Source organism: Streptomyces sp. NPDC002643 (assembly GCF_053592555.1).
In genome coordinates this window covers 1-16,478 of the sequence record NZ_JBSFVY010000007.1, presented here as the reverse complement: position 1 = coordinate 16,478, position 16,478 = coordinate 1, and the positions used below count along the sequence as shown (strand labels likewise).

The following is a 16,478-nucleotide window of genomic DNA, read 5'->3' as shown; positions in this document are numbered from 1 at the left end:
TGTCGGGCGCGTCGGGCTCACCGGAAGATGCCGGTGTGGCCGAGGGAGTAGCGGCCGGGCTGGGGGTAGACGGCGAGGCCGTGGGGCCCGCTGCCGACGGGGATACGGGCCAGTTGCTCGCCGGTGCGGGTGTCGATGGCGTACACCTCGGAGTCGTAGCGGCCGGAGAGCCACAGGACCTTGCCGTCGGCGGAGACGCCGCCCATGTCGGGGCTGCCGCCTTCGGGGAGGTGCCACTTCTTGGTGAGCTTGTTCTCGGTGAAGTCGAAGACGGAGACACTGCCCTCGCCCCGGTTGGAGACATACATCTCGCGGGAGTCGCGGCCGACGTAGAGCCCGTGGCAGCCCTTGCCGGTGGGCAGCAGCTTCGGCTCGTCGAACTTCTCACCGTCGAGGACCCACATGCCGTCGGCCATCATGTCGGCGATGTAGAACCGCTTGCCGTCGGGCGAGATCTTCACGTCTTGCGGCATGGCCCCGTCGAACGGCAGCTTCTGCTGGCCGATGACCTTCATCTTCTCCGTGTCGACCTTCAGCAGCTCACCGCTGAACTCGCAGGACACGATGAAGTACTTGCCGTCGAGGGAGAAATCGGCGTGGTTGACGCCGTAGCAGGTGACGGGCTCGGTCTTGACGCGCTTCATGGTGTGCGGGTCGCGGAAGACGAGTTCGCGGTCGAGGGAGGCCATGACGACGGCGTACTTGCCGTTGGGGGTGAAGTAGAGGTTGTACGGGTCGTGCACCTCGACCGGTTTGCCGGCCTTGCCGGTCCTCGGGTCGATGGGGGTGAGGGTGTGCCCCCGGTTGTTGTTGACCCACAGGGTCTTCAGATCCCAGGAGGGCACGACGTGCTGGGGCTGGCGGCCGACCGGGATGGTGTCGATGATCTCGTACGTCTTCGGGTCGATGACGGAGACGGTGTCGGACTCGGTGTTGGGGACGTAGACCCGGGAGGGGAAGTCCCTGACGACCGGGGAGAGCATGTTGGGCCGGTCGGCGGCGTACACGTCCTTGGGATCGAGTACGGCCGGCATACCGCGCAACCCCTCGACCACCGGCCGCTGCTGCTGTTTCTTCTTCCGCTCGGCGGCCTCGGCGGCGGCCCGTTCGGCCTGAATCCGCCGCTCCTGCTCACTGCTCCGGGTCTCACCGCCACAGGCCGCCACGGCGGCGAGCACCGTGGCCGCGAGCAGGGCACGCTGCACAAGGCCGCGCTGGACGGGTTTGCGCTGCTTGGGCGCACGCGCACTGAGGGTGGGGGGCATCGTCACGCGCACAGTTATAGAGAGCGGAGGAGGGAAACACGGCGATTGGCCCGATTGACGGAGGGGCGCGCAGAGCCGGGGCCGCAGGCCCCAAGGGGCGCGGGGCTGTATCGACCTTGCGGCTCCGCCGCGATGGGGGTCCCTCCCGCTCGAGCGAAGTCGAGAGTGGGGGAGCGACCAGCCACGAACAACCCGCAGCCGCAAACGCACCGCAGTTCGCAACGGCGCGTGGGCGACCTAGCGGTCCCCCACGCGCATCTCGAACCACGTCGTCTTGCCGCGTGGCAGCAGATCGACCCCCCAGCGGTCCGAGAGCTTGTCGACGAGGTAGAGGCCCCGGCCGCTGATGTCCATCTCCTGGACCGGCATCAGACAGGGCAGGCCCCGTGAGGGGTCGCGGACCTCGACCCTGATCCAGCCTCGCCGGCGTTTCATACGGAGTCCGAAGACCCTCGCGCCGGTGTGCCGTACTGCGTTGCCGACGAGTTCGGAGACGAGGAGGACCGCGTCTTCGGTGAGCTTGGGCGACAGCCCCCAATGGCGGAGGACGACGACCTGGGCGAGCCGGCGGGCGGTGGCCGCGGACTCGGGGCGGGACGGCAGCGGCACTTCTCCCTCCGTGGGGTTGCCGAACAACTCCAGTGCCTTCACCGCCCGTTCGTCCTCGATCGCAGGCGACCAACGCGCCGCGGTCGCACTTCCGTGCCGCCGCGGCTGTTCGATACCCTCCAGCCCCGCCATGCCCCCATCATGGCCGCCCGGAGCACGGTTCGGGGCCGTTCCGCAGGAATACAACCCCCGGAACCAACCATTCCGGGGGTTTCGATCGGCATATGCCAGCGGCATTCCATGTCGCCGAAGAGCCTGCCTGACCTGCGCATATGAGCTGAACTTCAGTCAGCGTCAACAATTCCGGACATGGTTTTCTTAAGGCTGCCTTAAGGCGCCGCCGAACCGCCCCTTCGAGGGACGCGGGTAAGACGCGGCGTCAACTGCAAGAGGATCGGCCGAAGTTGATCAGACGAACTTCGCCTTGCCCGGGCCCTCCTCCACGAAGCTGCGCATCCCGCGCTCGCGGTCCTCCGTGGCGAACAGCCCGGCGAACCAGTTCCGCTCGATCGCGAGGCCCGTGTCGAGGTCGGTCTCCAGGCCCGCGTCGATGGACTCCTTGGCCGCGCGGAGCGCGATCGCCGGCCCCAGCGCCAGCTTCGCGGCCCACGCGTGAGCGGCCTCGTAGACCTCCCCTGCGGGGACGACCCGGTCCACCAGGCCGAGCGCGAGGGCCTCGTCCGCCTTGACCATACGGCCGGTGAAGATCAGGTCCTTGGCCTTGGAGGGGCCGATGAGACGCGACAGCCGCTGGGTGCCGCCCGCGCCCGGGATGACCCCGAGCAGGATCTCCGGCTGGCCCAGCTTCGCGTTCTCCCCGGCGATCCGGTAGTCCGCGCAGAGCGCCAGCTCGCAACCGCCGCCCAGCGCATAGCCGGTGACGGCCGCGACGACCGGCTTGGGGATACGGGCGACGGCGGTGAACGAGTCCTGGAGGGCCCGGGCCCGCGCGACCATCGCCGCGTGGTCCATGGCCTGCATCTCCTTGATGTCCGCGCCCGCCGCGAATACCTTCGCGCCGCCGTGGATCACGACGGCGCGTACGTCGGCGCGGTCCGCCGCCTCCTCCGCGACCGCCTTGAGGCGGTCCTGCGTGGCGATGTCCAGGGCGTTCATCGGAGGGCGGTCCAGGCGGATGGTGCCCACGCCTTCGGCGACTTCGAGATGTACGGTCATGCTCCGCAGGTTAACGGTGACTAACGTCGTTGGTGAAGTGCAGATTCGTCGTGGTCGCTCGCGCCGTTCCCCGCGCCCCTTTGGGGCGCGGGTCGAACCCGGCGGTCACAAGGCGCCCTACGCCTTCCACTTGTCCCACGACATGTTCCAGCCGTTGAGGCCGTTGTCCGGGTCGACCACCCGGTCGTTGGAGTTCTTCACGACCACCACGTCGCCGACCATCGAGCGGTTGAAGAACCAGGCCGCCGAGACATCCTTGTCCCAGCCGCCGCGGACGTCGCGCAGACCTATGCAGCCGTGGCTGGCGTTGTAGTTGCCGAAGGCGTCGCTGGCCCAGTAGTTGCCGTGGAGGAAGGTGCCGGAGGTGGTCAGGCGCATGGCGTGCGGGACGTCCTTGATGTCGTACTCGCCGCCGTAGCCGACCGTTTCGCCGTTCATGCGGGTCACGGTGTGCTTCTCGCTGATGACCATCTGGCCGTTCCAGGTCTCCATGCCGGGGGCGCCCGTGGTGACGGGGATGGTCTTGATGACCTTGCCGTCGCGTTCGACGGTCATCTTCTTGGTCTTGACGTCGACCGTGGAGACCTGGCTGCGGCCGATGGTGAAGGAGACCTTCTTGCTCTGCTCGCCGTAGACGCCGTCGCGGCCCTCGACGCCGTCGAGGTTGAGGTCGACGGTGACCTTGGTGCCGGCCTTCCAGTACTCCTCGGGACGGAAGTCGAGGCGGTCGTTGCCGAACCAGTGGCCCTCGACCTCGACGGCCGGCTCGGTCTTGATGGTGATGGCCTTCTCGACGTCCTCGGGGGCCGTGATGCCCCGGGTGAAGCGGATCGAGAACGGCATGCCGACGCCGACGGTCGAACCGTCCTCGGGGGTGAAGATGCCGACGAAGGTGTTCTTCGGGGTCAGGGTCGTGAAGGACGAGTCCTCGGCGGCCTCACGGCCCTCGGAGTCCTCCGCGACCGCGTGCACTTTGTACTCGGTGGCCGAGTTGAGGTGGATGGACGGCGTCCAGCTGGCGCCGTCGCCGGATATCTCACCGGCGATCTTCTCGCCCTTGTCGTCCTCGACGGTGACCTCGGTCAGCTTGCCCTTGCCCGCGGTGACCTTCAAAGCCCCGCTGGTGGCCACGGAGTCGGCGCCGTTCTTCGGGGCGATGGAGACCACCGCCTCCGAGGGCTTGTCGGCCGCCTTGGCCGAGGCGCTCTTGTCCGAGCCCTTCCCCTTGTCACCGTCGGAGCCCGAATCCCCGCTGCCACTGCACGCGGTGACGGTGAGCAGCATCAGTCCAAGCAGCAGCGCCGGCAGTCCCCTGCTTCCCCGGCCCCCCCGAGTCCGCGCGCGTGCCGACGCCCCCGAAACCGACGCCCCCGATATCGGTCGCCCGTTCAACTTACTTGTCTCCCCTCGCACGGCCTGATCAGGCCCGCACCCCTACGCGCAACGCGCGCGTACGCTCGTACATTAACCAGATGATCGGGATGGTTTGGCCTCGGTGAATGTCACCGTTCAGTCCCAACTTGGACCATGACCGGCCCCGACCCGTTCCGGGCCCGCCCCCTGCGCGCGTACACCCATGTCGGTCTACTTCACCGCGGAACCCGCTTTCCACTCCTTCCAGCCCATGTTCCATCCGCCGAGCCCGTTGTCGGGATCGACCTCCTTGTCGTCGCTGTTGATGACCTCGACGACGTCCCCGACGAGGCTGCGGTCGAAGAACCAGCCCGCCGGGGTGCTCGAACTGCCGCCCTTCACATCGCGCAGTCCGACGCAGCCGTGGCTGACGTTGGCGCGGCCGAAGGCGTCGGGGGCCCAGTAGTTGCCGTGCAGGAAGGTGCCGGAGGTGGTCAGGCGCATGGCGTGGGGGACGTCCGGGATGTCGTACTCGCTCTTGCCGTCGGCCTTCCTGAAGCCGACGGTGGCGCCGTTCATCCGGGTCACCTCCAGCATCTCGGTGACGACCATCCGGCCGTTGTACGTGGTCGTCCTCGGCGCCCCGGCGGTGATGGGGAGGGTGGCGAGGACGCCGTCGCCGCGCCGGACGCGCATGGTGTGCCTGGCCGCGTCGACCACGCTGACCTGGTGGCGGCCGATGGTGAAGGAGTACGTCCGGTACTGCTGCCCGAAGACGCCGGGGGCGCCCTCGATGTCACGCAGGCGGAGGCCCACGGTGACCTCGGTGCCGGGCTTCCAGTACCTCGCCGGGCGGAAGTCCAGGCGTCCGTCGCCGAACCAGTGCGGGCGGATCTCCACGGCCGGTTCGGCGGTCACCTCGATGGCCCGTTCGACGGCGGCGCGGTTCTCGACGGGCCGGTTGAACTCCAGGGAGACGATCATCCCGGTGCCGACGGTGGCGCGGTTCTCGGGGGTGACGTACGCGATGAAGCGTTCGTCGGGGACGTGGGTGGTGAAGGTGACGTGGCGTGCCGAGCGGCGGCCGTGGCCGTCGAGTGCGACGGCGTCGACGGTGTACTTGGCGGCCAGGGCGAGCTTCTGTGAGCCGGTGGGGCGCCAGGTCAGCCGGTCGGCGGAGAGACGGCCCGGTACGGGCGACTCCTGCGCGTCCTGGGACTTCACGACCTTGACGGACTCCAGGCGCCCACTGGGCACCCGTACTTCGAAGCGCTGCTCCGGGCGCACGCCCTTGCTGCCGTCCTCCGGGGTGACCCGGATGGTGTCATCGGGCGCTTTTCCGCTGGTCAGAGACGATTCTGCGGTGCAACCCGCGGCTCCGGCCAGCAGGCCGGTCCAGGTGAGTGCGGCGGTCAGCGCGGCACCGGCGCGGCGCGCGTGCGTCTGTGCGTGGTTCACGTGCGGCCCAACGACGGCGCACGCCCCCGGGAAACGTGAGTGCGAGGCGTGCTCTGGGCAGAAACCCTGGGAGGACGACGCGACGGGGACAGCGGTCGGGACACCGGGCCCCCTTTCTCGTCGGCCCACCGAGCCGCGGGGAGGCCCAAGGTGTCGAGCGCAGCCGAGCCAAAGGCAGCACACGAGGCAGTACAGGAGGCAGCGGCGGATCAGCGGGCGGTACCGGATCAGGAGTCGGTGCGGGAGGTGCGCGGGGTGCCGGCCGCGCGTCCGGCCGTCGAGGTGAACGGCAGCCGGCGGGACGCGGCCGGGTCCGCGTCGAGGGCCGTGTGGCCCGGTGCGCCGACGCCACTGGGCGCCCGTTTCCGGGTGGGCCCGGACGGGGTCGCGGGCACCAACTTCGCGCTGTGGGCAGGCGGAGCGGAGGCCGTCGAGCTGTGTCTGTTCTCGCCCGAGGGCGAGGAGACCCGGGTGCGGCTCGGTGAGCTGACGCATGAGATCTGGCACGGCTTCGTCCCCGGCGTCCTCCCCGGCCGGCGCTACGGCTACCGCGTGCACGGCCGCTGGGACCCCTGGACCGGCGCCCGCTGGAACCCGGCGAAGCTCCTCCTCGACCCGTACGCGCGTGCCGTGGACGGGGAGTTCGGTCTGCCGCCGGATGTGTACGGGCACGTAAGGGACTGGCCCGAGCAGCATGTGGCGGACACCGTGCGCGACGAGCGGGACTCGGCGCCGTACGTCCCGAAGGGTGTGGTCGTCCACGACGACATCCCCGACGACGAATGGAGGGACGACCGCCGCCCGAAGACCCCGTGGGCCGACTCCGTCATCTACGAGCTGCACGTCAAGGGCTTCACCCAGCGACACCCCGGAGTCCCGGAGGAGTTGCGCGGCACCTACGCGGGCCTCGCGCACCCGGCGGCGATCGAGCACCTGGTGAAACTCGGCGTCACGGCCGTCGAGCTGCTCCCCGTCCACCAGTTCGCCCACGAGGACCACCTCCTGCGCCGGGGCCTGCGCAACTACTGGGGCTACAACTCGATCGGCTACTTCGCCCCGCACGCGGCGTACGCGGCCTCGGGCACGGCGGGCCAGCAGGTCGGGGAATTCCGCCGGATGGTGCGGGCCCTGCACGCGGCCGGGATCGAGGTCATCCTCGACGTGGTCTACAACCACACGGCCGAAGCGGACGAACGCGGCCCGACCCTCTCCCTTCGGGGCATCGACAACCGCGGCTACTACCGCCTCCAGCCCGACGCACGCCGCTACGCGGACTACTCGGGCTGCGGCAACACCCTGCACGTCGTCCAGCCGCACGTCCTGCGCCTGATCACCGACTCGCTCCGCTACTGGGTGACGGAGATGGGCGTGGACGGCTTCCGCTTCGACCTCGCGGCGGCGCTGGCCCGCTCGATGCACGACGTCGACATGCTGTCCCCGTTCCTCGCGGTCATCGCCCAGGACCCGGTACTGCGCCGGGTGAAGCTCATCGCCGAGCCCTGGGACGTGGGGTCGGGCGGCTATCAGGTGGGCGCGTTCCCTCCCCTGTGGACGGAGTGGAACGACCGCTACCGGGGCGCCGTGCGCGACTACTGGCGGGGCGCGCTGCCGGACGTACGGGACCTGGGCTACCGCCTGTCGGGGTCGAGCGACCTGTACGCCTGGGGCGGCCGACGCCCGTACGCCTCGGTCAACTTCATCACCGCGCACGACGGTTTCACGCTGCGCGACCTGGTGTCGTACGAGCGCAAGCACAACGAGGCCAACGGCGAGGGCAATCGGGACGGGTCGGACGACAACCGCTCCTGGAACTGCGGGGCCGAGGGCGAGACGGACGACGAGGGCGTACGGGCGCTGAGGCGGCGGCAGTTGCGGAACCTCCTGACGACGCTGCTGCTGTCGACGGGCGTGCCGATGCTGGTGGCCGGTGACGAGCTGGGGCGCACCCAGGGCGGCAACAACAACGCGTACTGCCAGGACAACGAGATCGGCTGGGTGGACTGGGAGCTGCTGGAGGAGCCCGGCTGGAGGGCCCTGTTCGACCTCACCTCCCGACTGATCGCCCTCCGCCACGCCCACCCCGTACTGCGCCGCCGCGCCTTCTTCTCCGGCCGGGCACACTCGGCGGACGGACTGCGCGACCTGGCCTGGTTCACGTCCAGGGGCACGGAGATGACGGAACGGGACTGGTACGCGCCGGCCGCGACCCTGGGCATGTACTTGTCCGGCCGGGACATCCCCGGCCGCGACGAGCGCGGCGCCCCGATCCTCGACGACAGCTTCCTCGCCGTACTGCACGCCGGGGACCGGCCGGTGGAGTTCGTCCTTCCGGGACCTCCGTGGGCGGACCGGTACGAGGTGGTCGTGGACACGTCGCGGGAGGAGCAGGGGGAGGTGCCGGGGGTGGTGCATCGGTCGGGGACGACGGTGACTGTTCCGGGGCGGTGTGTGCTGTTGCTGAAGGTCGGCTGAGCGTTTCAGGAGCGTGGCAGGTCCATGAAATCCGGGCCGGATCGCTGGTCAGGAGGTCGGGCGCGCTGATCGACTGAGGCGCATGCCCGAGATATCCCGCCGTGCCTTCGGCGGTCTCGTCGGCGGCGGTGCCGTGACGGCCGTCGCCGGTACGACCGCCTCGGCCACCCCCGCCGAATCCGCGGCGACCGCCGCGACCACTCCCTCCGAGCGCCCTTTCCGGGCCCGTACCACCGGTGCCGTCTCCGCCCGGCGCCCCAACTTCCTCGTCATCCTCGGCGACGACCTCGGCTGGGCCGATCTGTCGTCGTACGGCGCCCCGCACATCAGGACGCCGAACCTGGACCGGCTGGCCCGGCAGGGGGTGCGGTTCACCGACGCGTACGCGGGCTCGGCGACCTGCTCACCGACCCGGTTCAGCCTCTACACCGGCCGCTATCCGGGCCGTACCCCGGGCGGGCTGGCCGAGCCCATCGCGAACAGGTCGCAAGGGCTGGACCCCCGTCACCCCACCCTTGCCTCCCTCCTCAAGCAGGCGGGCTACGCGACCGCCCTCATCGGCAAGTGGCACTGCGGCTGGCTGCCCGACCACAGCCCCACCAAGTCCGGCTGGGACGAGTTCTTCGGCAACTTCGGGGGCGTGCTGGAGTACTTCTCCAAGCTGGGCCAGCTCGGCGCGTACGACCTCTACGAGGGGGACGCCGAGTACAAGGACCTGCGGTACTACACGACCGTGCTGACCGAGCGGGCCGTCGACTACGTGAGCCGGGACCACGGCCAGCCCTGGCTGCTGAACCTCAACTTCACCACCCCGCACTGGCCCTGGCTCGCGGAGGGCGACGAGGAGACGGGCGCCGAGATCGCGGCGAAGATCCGGTCCGCGAAGAACCAGTCGGAGATCTCCACCGCCCTCAACCACTACGACGGCGGCTCGGTCGAGAAGTACACCCGGATGGTGGAGAGCCTGGACGCGGCCGTCGGCGAGGTCCTGACCGCGCTGCGCCGCTCCGGCCAGGAGGACAACACCTTCGTTCTCTTCGCCAGCGACAACGGAGGCGAGCGCTACTCCTACAACTGGCCCCTGAGCGGCGAGAAGTTCGTCCTCCTGGAGGGCGGCATCCGGGTCCCCACGATCGTGCGCTGGCCGGCCCGGATCGACGGCCACCAGGTCAGCCACGAGCCCGCGTTCACCCCCGACTGGACGGCCACCCTGCTGGAGCTGGGCGGCGCCCGCCCGGACCCCGCGTACCCCCTGGACGGCAAGAGCCTCGCGGGCTATCTGCTCCACGACGAGGCCGTACCCGAGCGGGACCTCTTCTGGCGGGTACGGGCCAACAGGGCGCTGCGGAGGGGTGATTGGAAGTACTACCGCGACGCGGCGGGCAAGGACCACCTGTACAACTTGGCGGCGGACGCCCGCGAACAGGCCGACAGGGCCCCGGACGAGCCGGAGCGACTGGCGGAGCTGAGGGGGGCGTGGGAACGGATAGCGGAGGGTTTGCTGCCCTACCCGGCGTCGTGACTGTCAGCCCAGAATGCCCCGCTCATACGCCGTGGCCACCGCCGCCGCCCGGTCTTTGACCCCCAACTTGGCGTAGAGATGCGTGAGATGGGTCTTGACCGTCGCCTCGCTGATGAACAACTCCCGGGCGATCTCGCGATTGGCCGTGCCCTTGGCGACCAGGCGGAGCACTTCGCGTTCGCGGGCGGACAACGGCTCGTTGCCGGGGGCCCGGACGGCCGACACCAGCCGTGAGGCCACGGCGGGCGACAGGACCGTACGCCCCTGCGCGGCAGCGCGTACCGCGTTGAAGAGTTCGTCCCTCGGGGCGTCCTTCAGCAGATAACCCGTGGCGCCCGCCTCGATCGCGGGGAGGGTGTCGGAGTCGGTGTCGTAGGTGGTCAGGACGAGGATCTTGGCGCGGGCGCGGCGGCGGGTGAGTTCGGCGATGGCGTCGACCCCGCCGCCGCCCGGCATCCGCAGGTCCATCAGCACGACGTCGGGGTCGAGTTCGGCGGCCGAGGCGACCGCTTCGACACCGTTCGACGCCTCACCGAGCACCACGAAGCCCGGTGCGGACTCGAACATGCCGCGCAGGCCGTCGCGTACGACGGGGTGGTCGTCGACGATGAGGAGGCTGATCGGCGGCTGGTCACTCATGGGTGAACTCATGGCGGACCAACGGTACGCGAGCCGACAGGGCCGTGCCGTGGTGTGGTTCGGACTCGACGGTGAGGGCGCCGGCGATGCGTTCGGCGCGGGCGCGCATGCCGTCGAGGCCGAAGCCGCCGTTGCTCGTGCGGGCGCGGCAGGTGTGCGGGTCGAAGCCCTGGCCGTCGTCGCGGATGTCGAGGATGACCTCGTCGCCGAGGAAGGAGAGGGTGACGCCGACGCGGGTGGCGTGCGCGTGCCGGGCGACGTTGGAGAGGGCTTCCTGTGCGATGCGCAGGAGGGTGGCGGAGACCTCGTCGTGGAGGTGGGCGGTGGTGCCGGTGACCGTGAACTCGGCGCGTATATCGGTGCGTTCGCCCCATTCGGTGACCGTGTTCCTGAGGGCCTCGGGCAGGCCGTCGTGCTCCAGGGCGACGGGGGCGAGGTTGTGCACGGAGCGGCGGGCCTCGCCGAGGCTGTGGCGGGCGAGGGCGGCGGCGCGGTCGAGGTGGGTGCGGGCGACGGTGAGATCGGGGGCGTTCGCCACGACCTGGAGTTGAGCGATGATGCCGGTCAGGCCCTGGGCGATGGTGTCGTGGATCTCGGCGGCGAGCCTGCGGCGTTCGTCGGCGACCCCGGCTTCCCGTGCCTGGACGAGGAGTTGGGAGTGGAGGGCGGCGTTCTCGTCGAGGGCCTGCTGCAATGCCGTGTTGGTGCGTTCGAGTTCGGCGATGGTCTCGGCGCGGGCGCGGGAGCGTTCCTCCTGCTGGGAGGTGAGGTGGCCGACGACGGTCAGCATCACGTTGTTGACGACCAGGAGTCCGGCGAACACCGCCCACTGCACCGGCTTCTCGAACGGCATCCCGCCCGCCTGTGAGCCCGACACGGTGACCGCGCTGGCGAACGGGCCGAGCCGGCGCGGTCGCCGCCAGGGGATCAGTTCGTCGGCGTCGAAGTAGCCGGCGGCGGCGTAGAACGCGAAGAACGGGTTCAGCCAGGTGAGGACGAAGCCGAGCGCCCAGCGCAGCGTGTAGTAGACCGCCCCGGCGGTGGAGGGGCCCTGGCGGGTGCGGCTCGCACGGCCCCACCACAGCTGGAGTGCGGCTCCGGCGACGACCAGCAGCGCCGCCGTGATCCGTTCCGCCGTGCTCGGGGTCAGTTCGGCGGTGGCGACCGCCAGCAGAGCGCCGACCCCGAGCAGTACGTACGGCCCCTTGCCGCGAACGAGTTCCCAGCGCCGCTCGATGTCCGTGTCCACCGCGGTCATCCGCCCAGTGTGCCCGGCCGTAGGGGTCGGTAGCCCGGTGTGCCCGGCCTTCGCGGTCATGCCGCCCGTTCGCATGGCTCTCGCCCCGCCTACTCCCAGCGGAACCAGCGCGCGGCGCCGGCCGTCAGCAGGACCGTCCAGGCGACCAGCACTCCGAGGTGGTCCCAGCCGGGCCAGGCGCCCGCCGCCGCCTGGTTGAGGGCCTCGGCCGCCGCGCCGAACGGGGTGAAGCCGACGGAACGGGCGAGGACGTCCGGCATGGTCTGCACCGGCATCCACACGCCCGCGCAGAACATCGCCGGGAAGAACACGGCCGAGCCGATGGCGCCCGCGATCTTCGTCGTGCGGGACAGCGCCGAGACCAGCGCGCCCAGCGCGAGGGCGACCAGGACGGCCAGGAGCAGGGCCAGTACGTAGCCGAAGGGCTGCTCGGGCAGCCGTACGTCGAAGGCGAGCCGGCCGACCGCGAGGGCGAGCAGCGCCGACAGCAGGGCGGCACCGCCGTACAGGAACATCTGGGCGAAGAGCAGGGCGGCGGGACGGACCGGGGTGGTGGACATCCGGCGCAGGACGCCGCGTTCGCGGTAGCCGGTGAGGGTCTGCGGCATCGCCTGGATACCGCCGACGATCAGTCCCAGCAGCACGCTCACCGGGACATACCCGTCGACCGGGCGCAGCCCGCCGAAGGCCGGGTCGGCCTCGCGGAAGGCGGGGACGGAACCGAGGATCGCCAGCAGCACGGTGGGGAAGCCGAGCATCCAGAAGAGGGCGCCGGGTTCGCGGCGGAAGAGCCGTAGCTCGCTCTTCAGTACGGCGGTGTTGACGAGGTCGCGTACGGCGGTGGCGGGGGCGGTGCGGGCGAGGGGCACCTCGACGTGGGCCGTACTCATGCGACCGCTCGCACGTCGGCCACTCGTACGTCGACCGCTCGTACGACTGCTCATACGACTGCTCATGCGGCCGTCTCCTTGGTGAGGTCGAGGAACGCGTCGTCCAACGTGGCGTCGGTGACCCGGAGTTGGTGGGCGGTGACGTGGGTGCGGGCGAGGAGGGTGAGGACGGCGTCGACGGTCTCGTCGGTGCCGGAGAGGGTGATACGGCCGTCCTTGTACCCGACGGAGGCGAGCGCGGGCAGCGCGTCGAGGTCGCGGTCGTCGAGCGGCGCGGAGGGCGTGAAGCTGATGACGGTGGCGCCCGCCGAGCGGCGGATGAGTCCGGCCGGGGTGTCCAGCGCGGCGATCCGCCCCTTGTCGATCACGGCGATCCGGTCGCAGAGCCGTTGGGCCTCCTCCATGAAGTGGGTGACGAGGAGGACGGTCACCCCGTTCGCGCGGATGTCCTCGATCAGCTCCCAGGTGTCCCGGCGGGCGCGCGGGTCGAGGCCGGTGGTCAGTTCGTCCAGCACGACGACCCGGGGGTTGCCGACCAGGGCGAGCGCGATGAACAGGCGCTGCTTCTGGCCGCCGGAGAGCCTGGCGAAGCGGGTGGTGAGCTTCGCGGTGAGGCCGAGGCGTTCGGCGAGGGGCCGCCAGTCGAGCGGGTCGGTGTGGAAGGCGGTGTACAGCTCCAGTGCCTCGCGCACGGTGAGTTTGGCCTGCAGTTCGCTCTCCTGGAGCTGGGCGCCGAGGACCCGGCGGGTGGCCTCGCGCTCGGCGACCGGGTCCAGCCCGGCGACCCGTACACGGCCGGTGTCGGGGACCCTGAGTCCCTCGACACACTCGACGGTGGTGGTCTTTCCGGCGCCGTTCGGGCCGAGAATCCCGAAGATCTCGCCCTCGTGCACGGTGAACGAGACGCCGTCGACGACATTCCGGCCGCCATAGGACTTGCGCAGGTCGGTGACCTCGATGACGGGTGTGGTGGTTGTGTGCGGCATACGTCGAGGATCGCGACAGGCTGTGGGCGCGCACATCGCCCATCGCGCTCGAAGTGCCATCAACCGATCGGTTGATGGCACGGTACGACCGGAATCCGTCGTTCTGATCGGTCGCCTTCGCAGGTCGGAGGGCCGACGACCGATCCCGGTCCGGCCAAAACTCAGTGGGCGTCGTCAGTGCCGATCCGTAGGCTCGCTGCTGATGCCCACGACACGTGCAACCGCCGAAGAAGCCGACAAGGACCCCGAGAAACAGACCGACGGAGAGCCGGCCCCGGAGCCGGACCGCGAGCCGGACCGCGAGCCGGACCGCGAGCCGGACCGGGAGACGGCCGCCCCGCAGAGCGACCCGGAGACCCGCGCGGAGACCCGCGCGGAGACCGCCGCCGGGACCGGCGCGGAGGTGGGTCGGAAGGGCGCGGCACGGCCGGATTCCGACCGGTCGACCGTGCGTACGCTGCTGCGGCTGTGGCCGTTCGTCCGGCCCGTACGGGTGCGGCTGCTCGCGGCCGCGGGCGTCGCGATCGTCGCCTCGTGCATGGGGCTGGTGATCCCGCTCGTCCTGAAGTGGATGGTGGACGGGCCGGTCGCCGCCGGTGACCGGGCCGGGGTGTGGCTCGGGGCGTTCTATCTGCTCCTCCTCGGGCTTGCCGAGGCCCTGCTGTTCGGGCTGCGGCGGTGGCTGGTGGCCCGGCCCCTCGCCGGGATCGAGGCATCGATGCGGGCGGCCCTGTACCGGCATCTGCAACGCCTCCCGGTGGCCTTCCACGACCGTTGGGCCTCCGGCCAGTTGCTCTCACGCGGTACGACCGATCTGATGCTGCTCCGCCAGTTCCTGGCCCGAACGGCGGACCGGGCGGAGAACCCCACGGCCCCCAGCGCCCCCACGAGCGGCCCGACGGCTTCGACGACGACAACCTCCCCACACCCCCCGGCGCGACCCTCGCGCTCCTCCGCTCCCTCCTCTCCCCGATGAGGGCGAGGGTGGTGCTGGCGAGCGTCCTGCTCCTGCTGCAGCAGGCGGCGGTGCAGGCGGGCCCGCTGCTGGTGGCGTACGCGATCGACACGGCCGTACCGGCGTTCCGGGAGGCCCGGCACGGGCCGTTGATCGCGGTGGCGGTCGGCTGTCTGCTGTGCGCGCTGACGGCCGGCGGCCTGCAGTACTGGTTCATCGGGGTGTCCACACGGGTGAACCAGGATGTGCTGCTGGATCTGCGCGGCCGTATCTTCCGCCACGCGCAGGCGCTGAGCGTCGACTTCCATGAGCGCTACACCTCGGGCCGGCTGATCTCCCGCTCGACCACGGACGTCGAGTCGCTGCGCGAACTGCTCAACGAGGGTCTGCAGGAACTGATCGGGGTGATCCTCTCCGTCGTCTACATCGCGGTGATGCTGCTCTGGCTGGACCTGGGCCTGGGCGCGGCGGCCATGGTGTCGTTCCTCCCCCTCTACTGGTTCATCCGCCGCCACCGACAGCGCTCGGCGAAGCGCTACGCCGTCCGCTCCACCGCCATCGCCGCGGTGATCGTGAAGTTCGCGGAGACGATGAACGGCATCCGCCCGGTGCGGGCGTTCCGTCGCGAGGCGATGAACGACGCGGAGTTCGGCGACCTGAACCACCGCCACGAGCGCGCCAACGGTGACGTCATCCTGGAGATGGCCCGTTATGTGGTCAGTTCCCGTGTCGTGGCCAATGTCTCGGTCTCGCTGATCGTGCTGTGGGGCGCGTACCGAGTGGCGGGCGGGACACTGGCCCTCGGCGTCCTCGCGGCGGCGGTCCTGTACCTCCGCCGCCTCTACGACCCGATCGACCGGCTGGGCATGTTCCTCAACTCGTACCAGTCGGCGGCGGCCTCGCTGGAGAAGATCGCGGGGCTGCTGGCCCAGGCCCCGACCGTCCCCGAGCCGTCTGAGCCGAGGGAACTACCGGCCCTGGCGTCCGAACTCTCCGGCCGCAAGGTCGAGTTCGAGGAGGTCTCCTTCTCCTACCGTACGGGCGGCGAGGTCCTCCCCCGCTTCGAACTCACCCTCGCCGCGGGCAGCACGGTGGCGGTGGTGGGCTCCACCGGGGCGGGGAAGTCCACGCTCGCCAAGCTGCTGGCCCGCTTCTACGACCCCACGGCCGGGCGGGTGCTCCTCGACGGCGTCGACCTGCGCGACCTCGCGGTGCCGGAGCTGCGGCGCGGGGTGGTGATGGTCACCCAGGAGTCGTTCCTGTTCTCCGGCACGGTCGCCGAGAACATCGCGATCGGGCGCCCCGACGCGACCCGGGCGGACATCGAACGGGCCGCCAAGGCCATCGGCGCCCACGATTTCATCAGCGCCCTCCCCGAGGGCTACGACACCGACGTACGCAAGCGGGGCGGCCGTATCTCCGCCGGTCAACGCCAGTTGGTCGCCTTCGCCAGGGCCCTGCTCGCCGACCCCGCCGTCCTCATCCTCGACGAGGCGACCAGTTCCCTGGACATCCCCGGCGAACGGGCCGTACAGCGCGCGATGACGACGGTCCTACGGGGCCGCACGGCCGTGGTCATCGCCCACCGCCTGTCGACGGTCGAGATCGCCGACCGGGTCCTGGTCATGGAACACGGCCGCGTGGTCGAGGACGGCACCCCGTCCGAACTCATCGAGGGCAAGGGCAGGTTCGCGGACCTGCACCGGGCTTGGCGGGACAGTTTGGTGTAGAGCGACGGGATGGGGGGCCACGCGTTGTCGGCCGCGGGTGGTTGGGGCTTGTCGCGCAGTTCCCCGCGCCCCTGAAAGACACGGCCCCTGCGGGCCGAAAAGCAAGGGGCGCAGCCCCGGGGTTTTTTGGGGGGGGGGGACAGGGCGTGCGACCACAACCCCCCC

At 70.5% G+C, this 16,478-nt stretch carries 12 protein-coding genes and 1 pseudogene; 4 read left to right on the top strand and 9 right to left on the bottom strand.

Features of this window, described 5'->3' with window-relative positions:
• Nucleotides 1–17: 17 nt before the first annotated feature.
• From ACWD4G_RS12515 to ACWD4G_RS12495, 5 genes are all read right to left on the bottom strand, one after another.
• Nucleotides 18–1,265, bottom strand: a complete 1,248-nt coding sequence (locus tag ACWD4G_RS12515; protein WP_451292919.1) for a YncE family protein — start codon at nt 1,263–1,265, stop codon at nt 18–20.
• 237 nt (nt 1,266–1,502) lie between these two features.
• A complete protein-coding gene (locus ACWD4G_RS12510; RefSeq protein WP_451292669.1) occupies nt 1,503–2,006 on the bottom strand; it encodes an ATP-binding protein in 504 nt (167 codons plus the stop codon).
• A gap of 276 nt (nt 2,007–2,282) precedes the next feature.
• Nucleotides 2,283–3,050, bottom strand: coding sequence for an enoyl-CoA hydratase/isomerase family protein (locus ACWD4G_RS12505; RefSeq protein ID WP_451292668.1), 768 nt, complete (start codon nt 3,048–3,050; stop codon nt 2,283–2,285).
• Between the two features lie 117 nt (nt 3,051–3,167).
• Entirely contained in the window at nt 3,168–4,442 is a 1,275-nt protein-coding gene (locus tag ACWD4G_RS12500) for a L,D-transpeptidase (RefSeq protein WP_451292667.1), read from the bottom strand.
• Nucleotides 4,443–4,634: 192 nt separating this feature from the next.
• Nucleotides 4,635–5,861 (bottom strand): L,D-transpeptidase, encoded by a 1,227-nt coding sequence (locus ACWD4G_RS12495; protein WP_451292666.1) that lies wholly within the window; start codon nt 5,859–5,861, stop codon nt 4,635–4,637.
• 150 nt (nt 5,862–6,011) lie between these two features.
• Here ACWD4G_RS12495 and glgX point away from each other — a divergent pair, with 150 nt between their 5' ends.
• Both glgX and ACWD4G_RS12485 read left to right on the top strand, forming a co-directional pair.
• Nucleotides 6,012–8,333, top strand: a complete 2,322-nt coding sequence (glgX, locus tag ACWD4G_RS12490; protein ID WP_451292665.1) for a glycogen debranching protein GlgX — start codon at nt 6,012–6,014, stop codon at nt 8,331–8,333.
• Nucleotides 8,334–8,415: 82 nt separating this feature from the next.
• Complete coding sequence (locus ACWD4G_RS12485; RefSeq protein ID WP_451292664.1) at nt 8,416–9,855, top strand: sulfatase family protein; 1,440 nt, start codon at nt 8,416–8,418, stop codon at nt 9,853–9,855.
• A 3-nt stretch (nt 9,856–9,858) separates the two neighbouring features.
• Here ACWD4G_RS12485 and ACWD4G_RS12480 read toward each other — a convergent pair whose 3' ends face one another.
• The 4 genes from ACWD4G_RS12480 to ACWD4G_RS12465 form a co-directional block, all read right to left on the bottom strand.
• Nucleotides 9,859–10,494 carry a response regulator gene (locus tag ACWD4G_RS12480; RefSeq protein ID WP_451292663.1) on the bottom strand — a complete coding sequence of 212 codons (636 nt, stop codon included), beginning with the start codon at nt 10,492–10,494 and terminating at the stop codon, nt 9,859–9,861.
• Complete coding sequence (locus tag ACWD4G_RS12475) at nt 10,487–11,752, bottom strand: sensor histidine kinase (protein WP_451292662.1); 1,266 nt, start codon at nt 11,750–11,752, stop codon at nt 10,487–10,489. The genes ACWD4G_RS12480 and ACWD4G_RS12475 overlap by 8 nt, the downstream gene beginning before the upstream one ends.
• A gap of 89 nt (nt 11,753–11,841) precedes the next feature.
• Nucleotides 11,842–12,642 carry an ABC transporter permease gene (locus ACWD4G_RS12470; RefSeq protein WP_451292918.1) on the bottom strand — a complete coding sequence of 267 codons (801 nt, stop codon included), beginning with the start codon at nt 12,640–12,642 and terminating at the stop codon, nt 11,842–11,844.
• A 62-nt stretch (nt 12,643–12,704) separates the two neighbouring features.
• Nucleotides 12,705–13,628 (bottom strand): ABC transporter ATP-binding protein, encoded by a 924-nt coding sequence (locus tag ACWD4G_RS12465; RefSeq protein ID WP_451292661.1) that lies wholly within the window; start codon nt 13,626–13,628, stop codon nt 12,705–12,707.
• A gap of 403 nt (nt 13,629–14,031) precedes the next feature.
• Between ACWD4G_RS12465 and ACWD4G_RS12460 the strand changes: the two are divergent.
• A pseudogene (locus ACWD4G_RS12460) lies at nt 14,032–14,469 on the top strand (ABC transporter transmembrane domain-containing protein); the annotation flags it as partial.
• The gene (locus tag ACWD4G_RS12455; RefSeq protein ID WP_451292660.1) at nt 14,403–16,313 is read left to right on the top strand and encodes an ABC transporter ATP-binding protein; all 1,911 of its coding nucleotides are present in this window, start codon (nt 14,403–14,405) and stop codon (nt 16,311–16,313) included. The pseudogene ACWD4G_RS12460 and the gene ACWD4G_RS12455, both read left to right, overlap by 67 nt.
• Nucleotides 16,314–16,478: the final 165 nt, after the last annotated feature.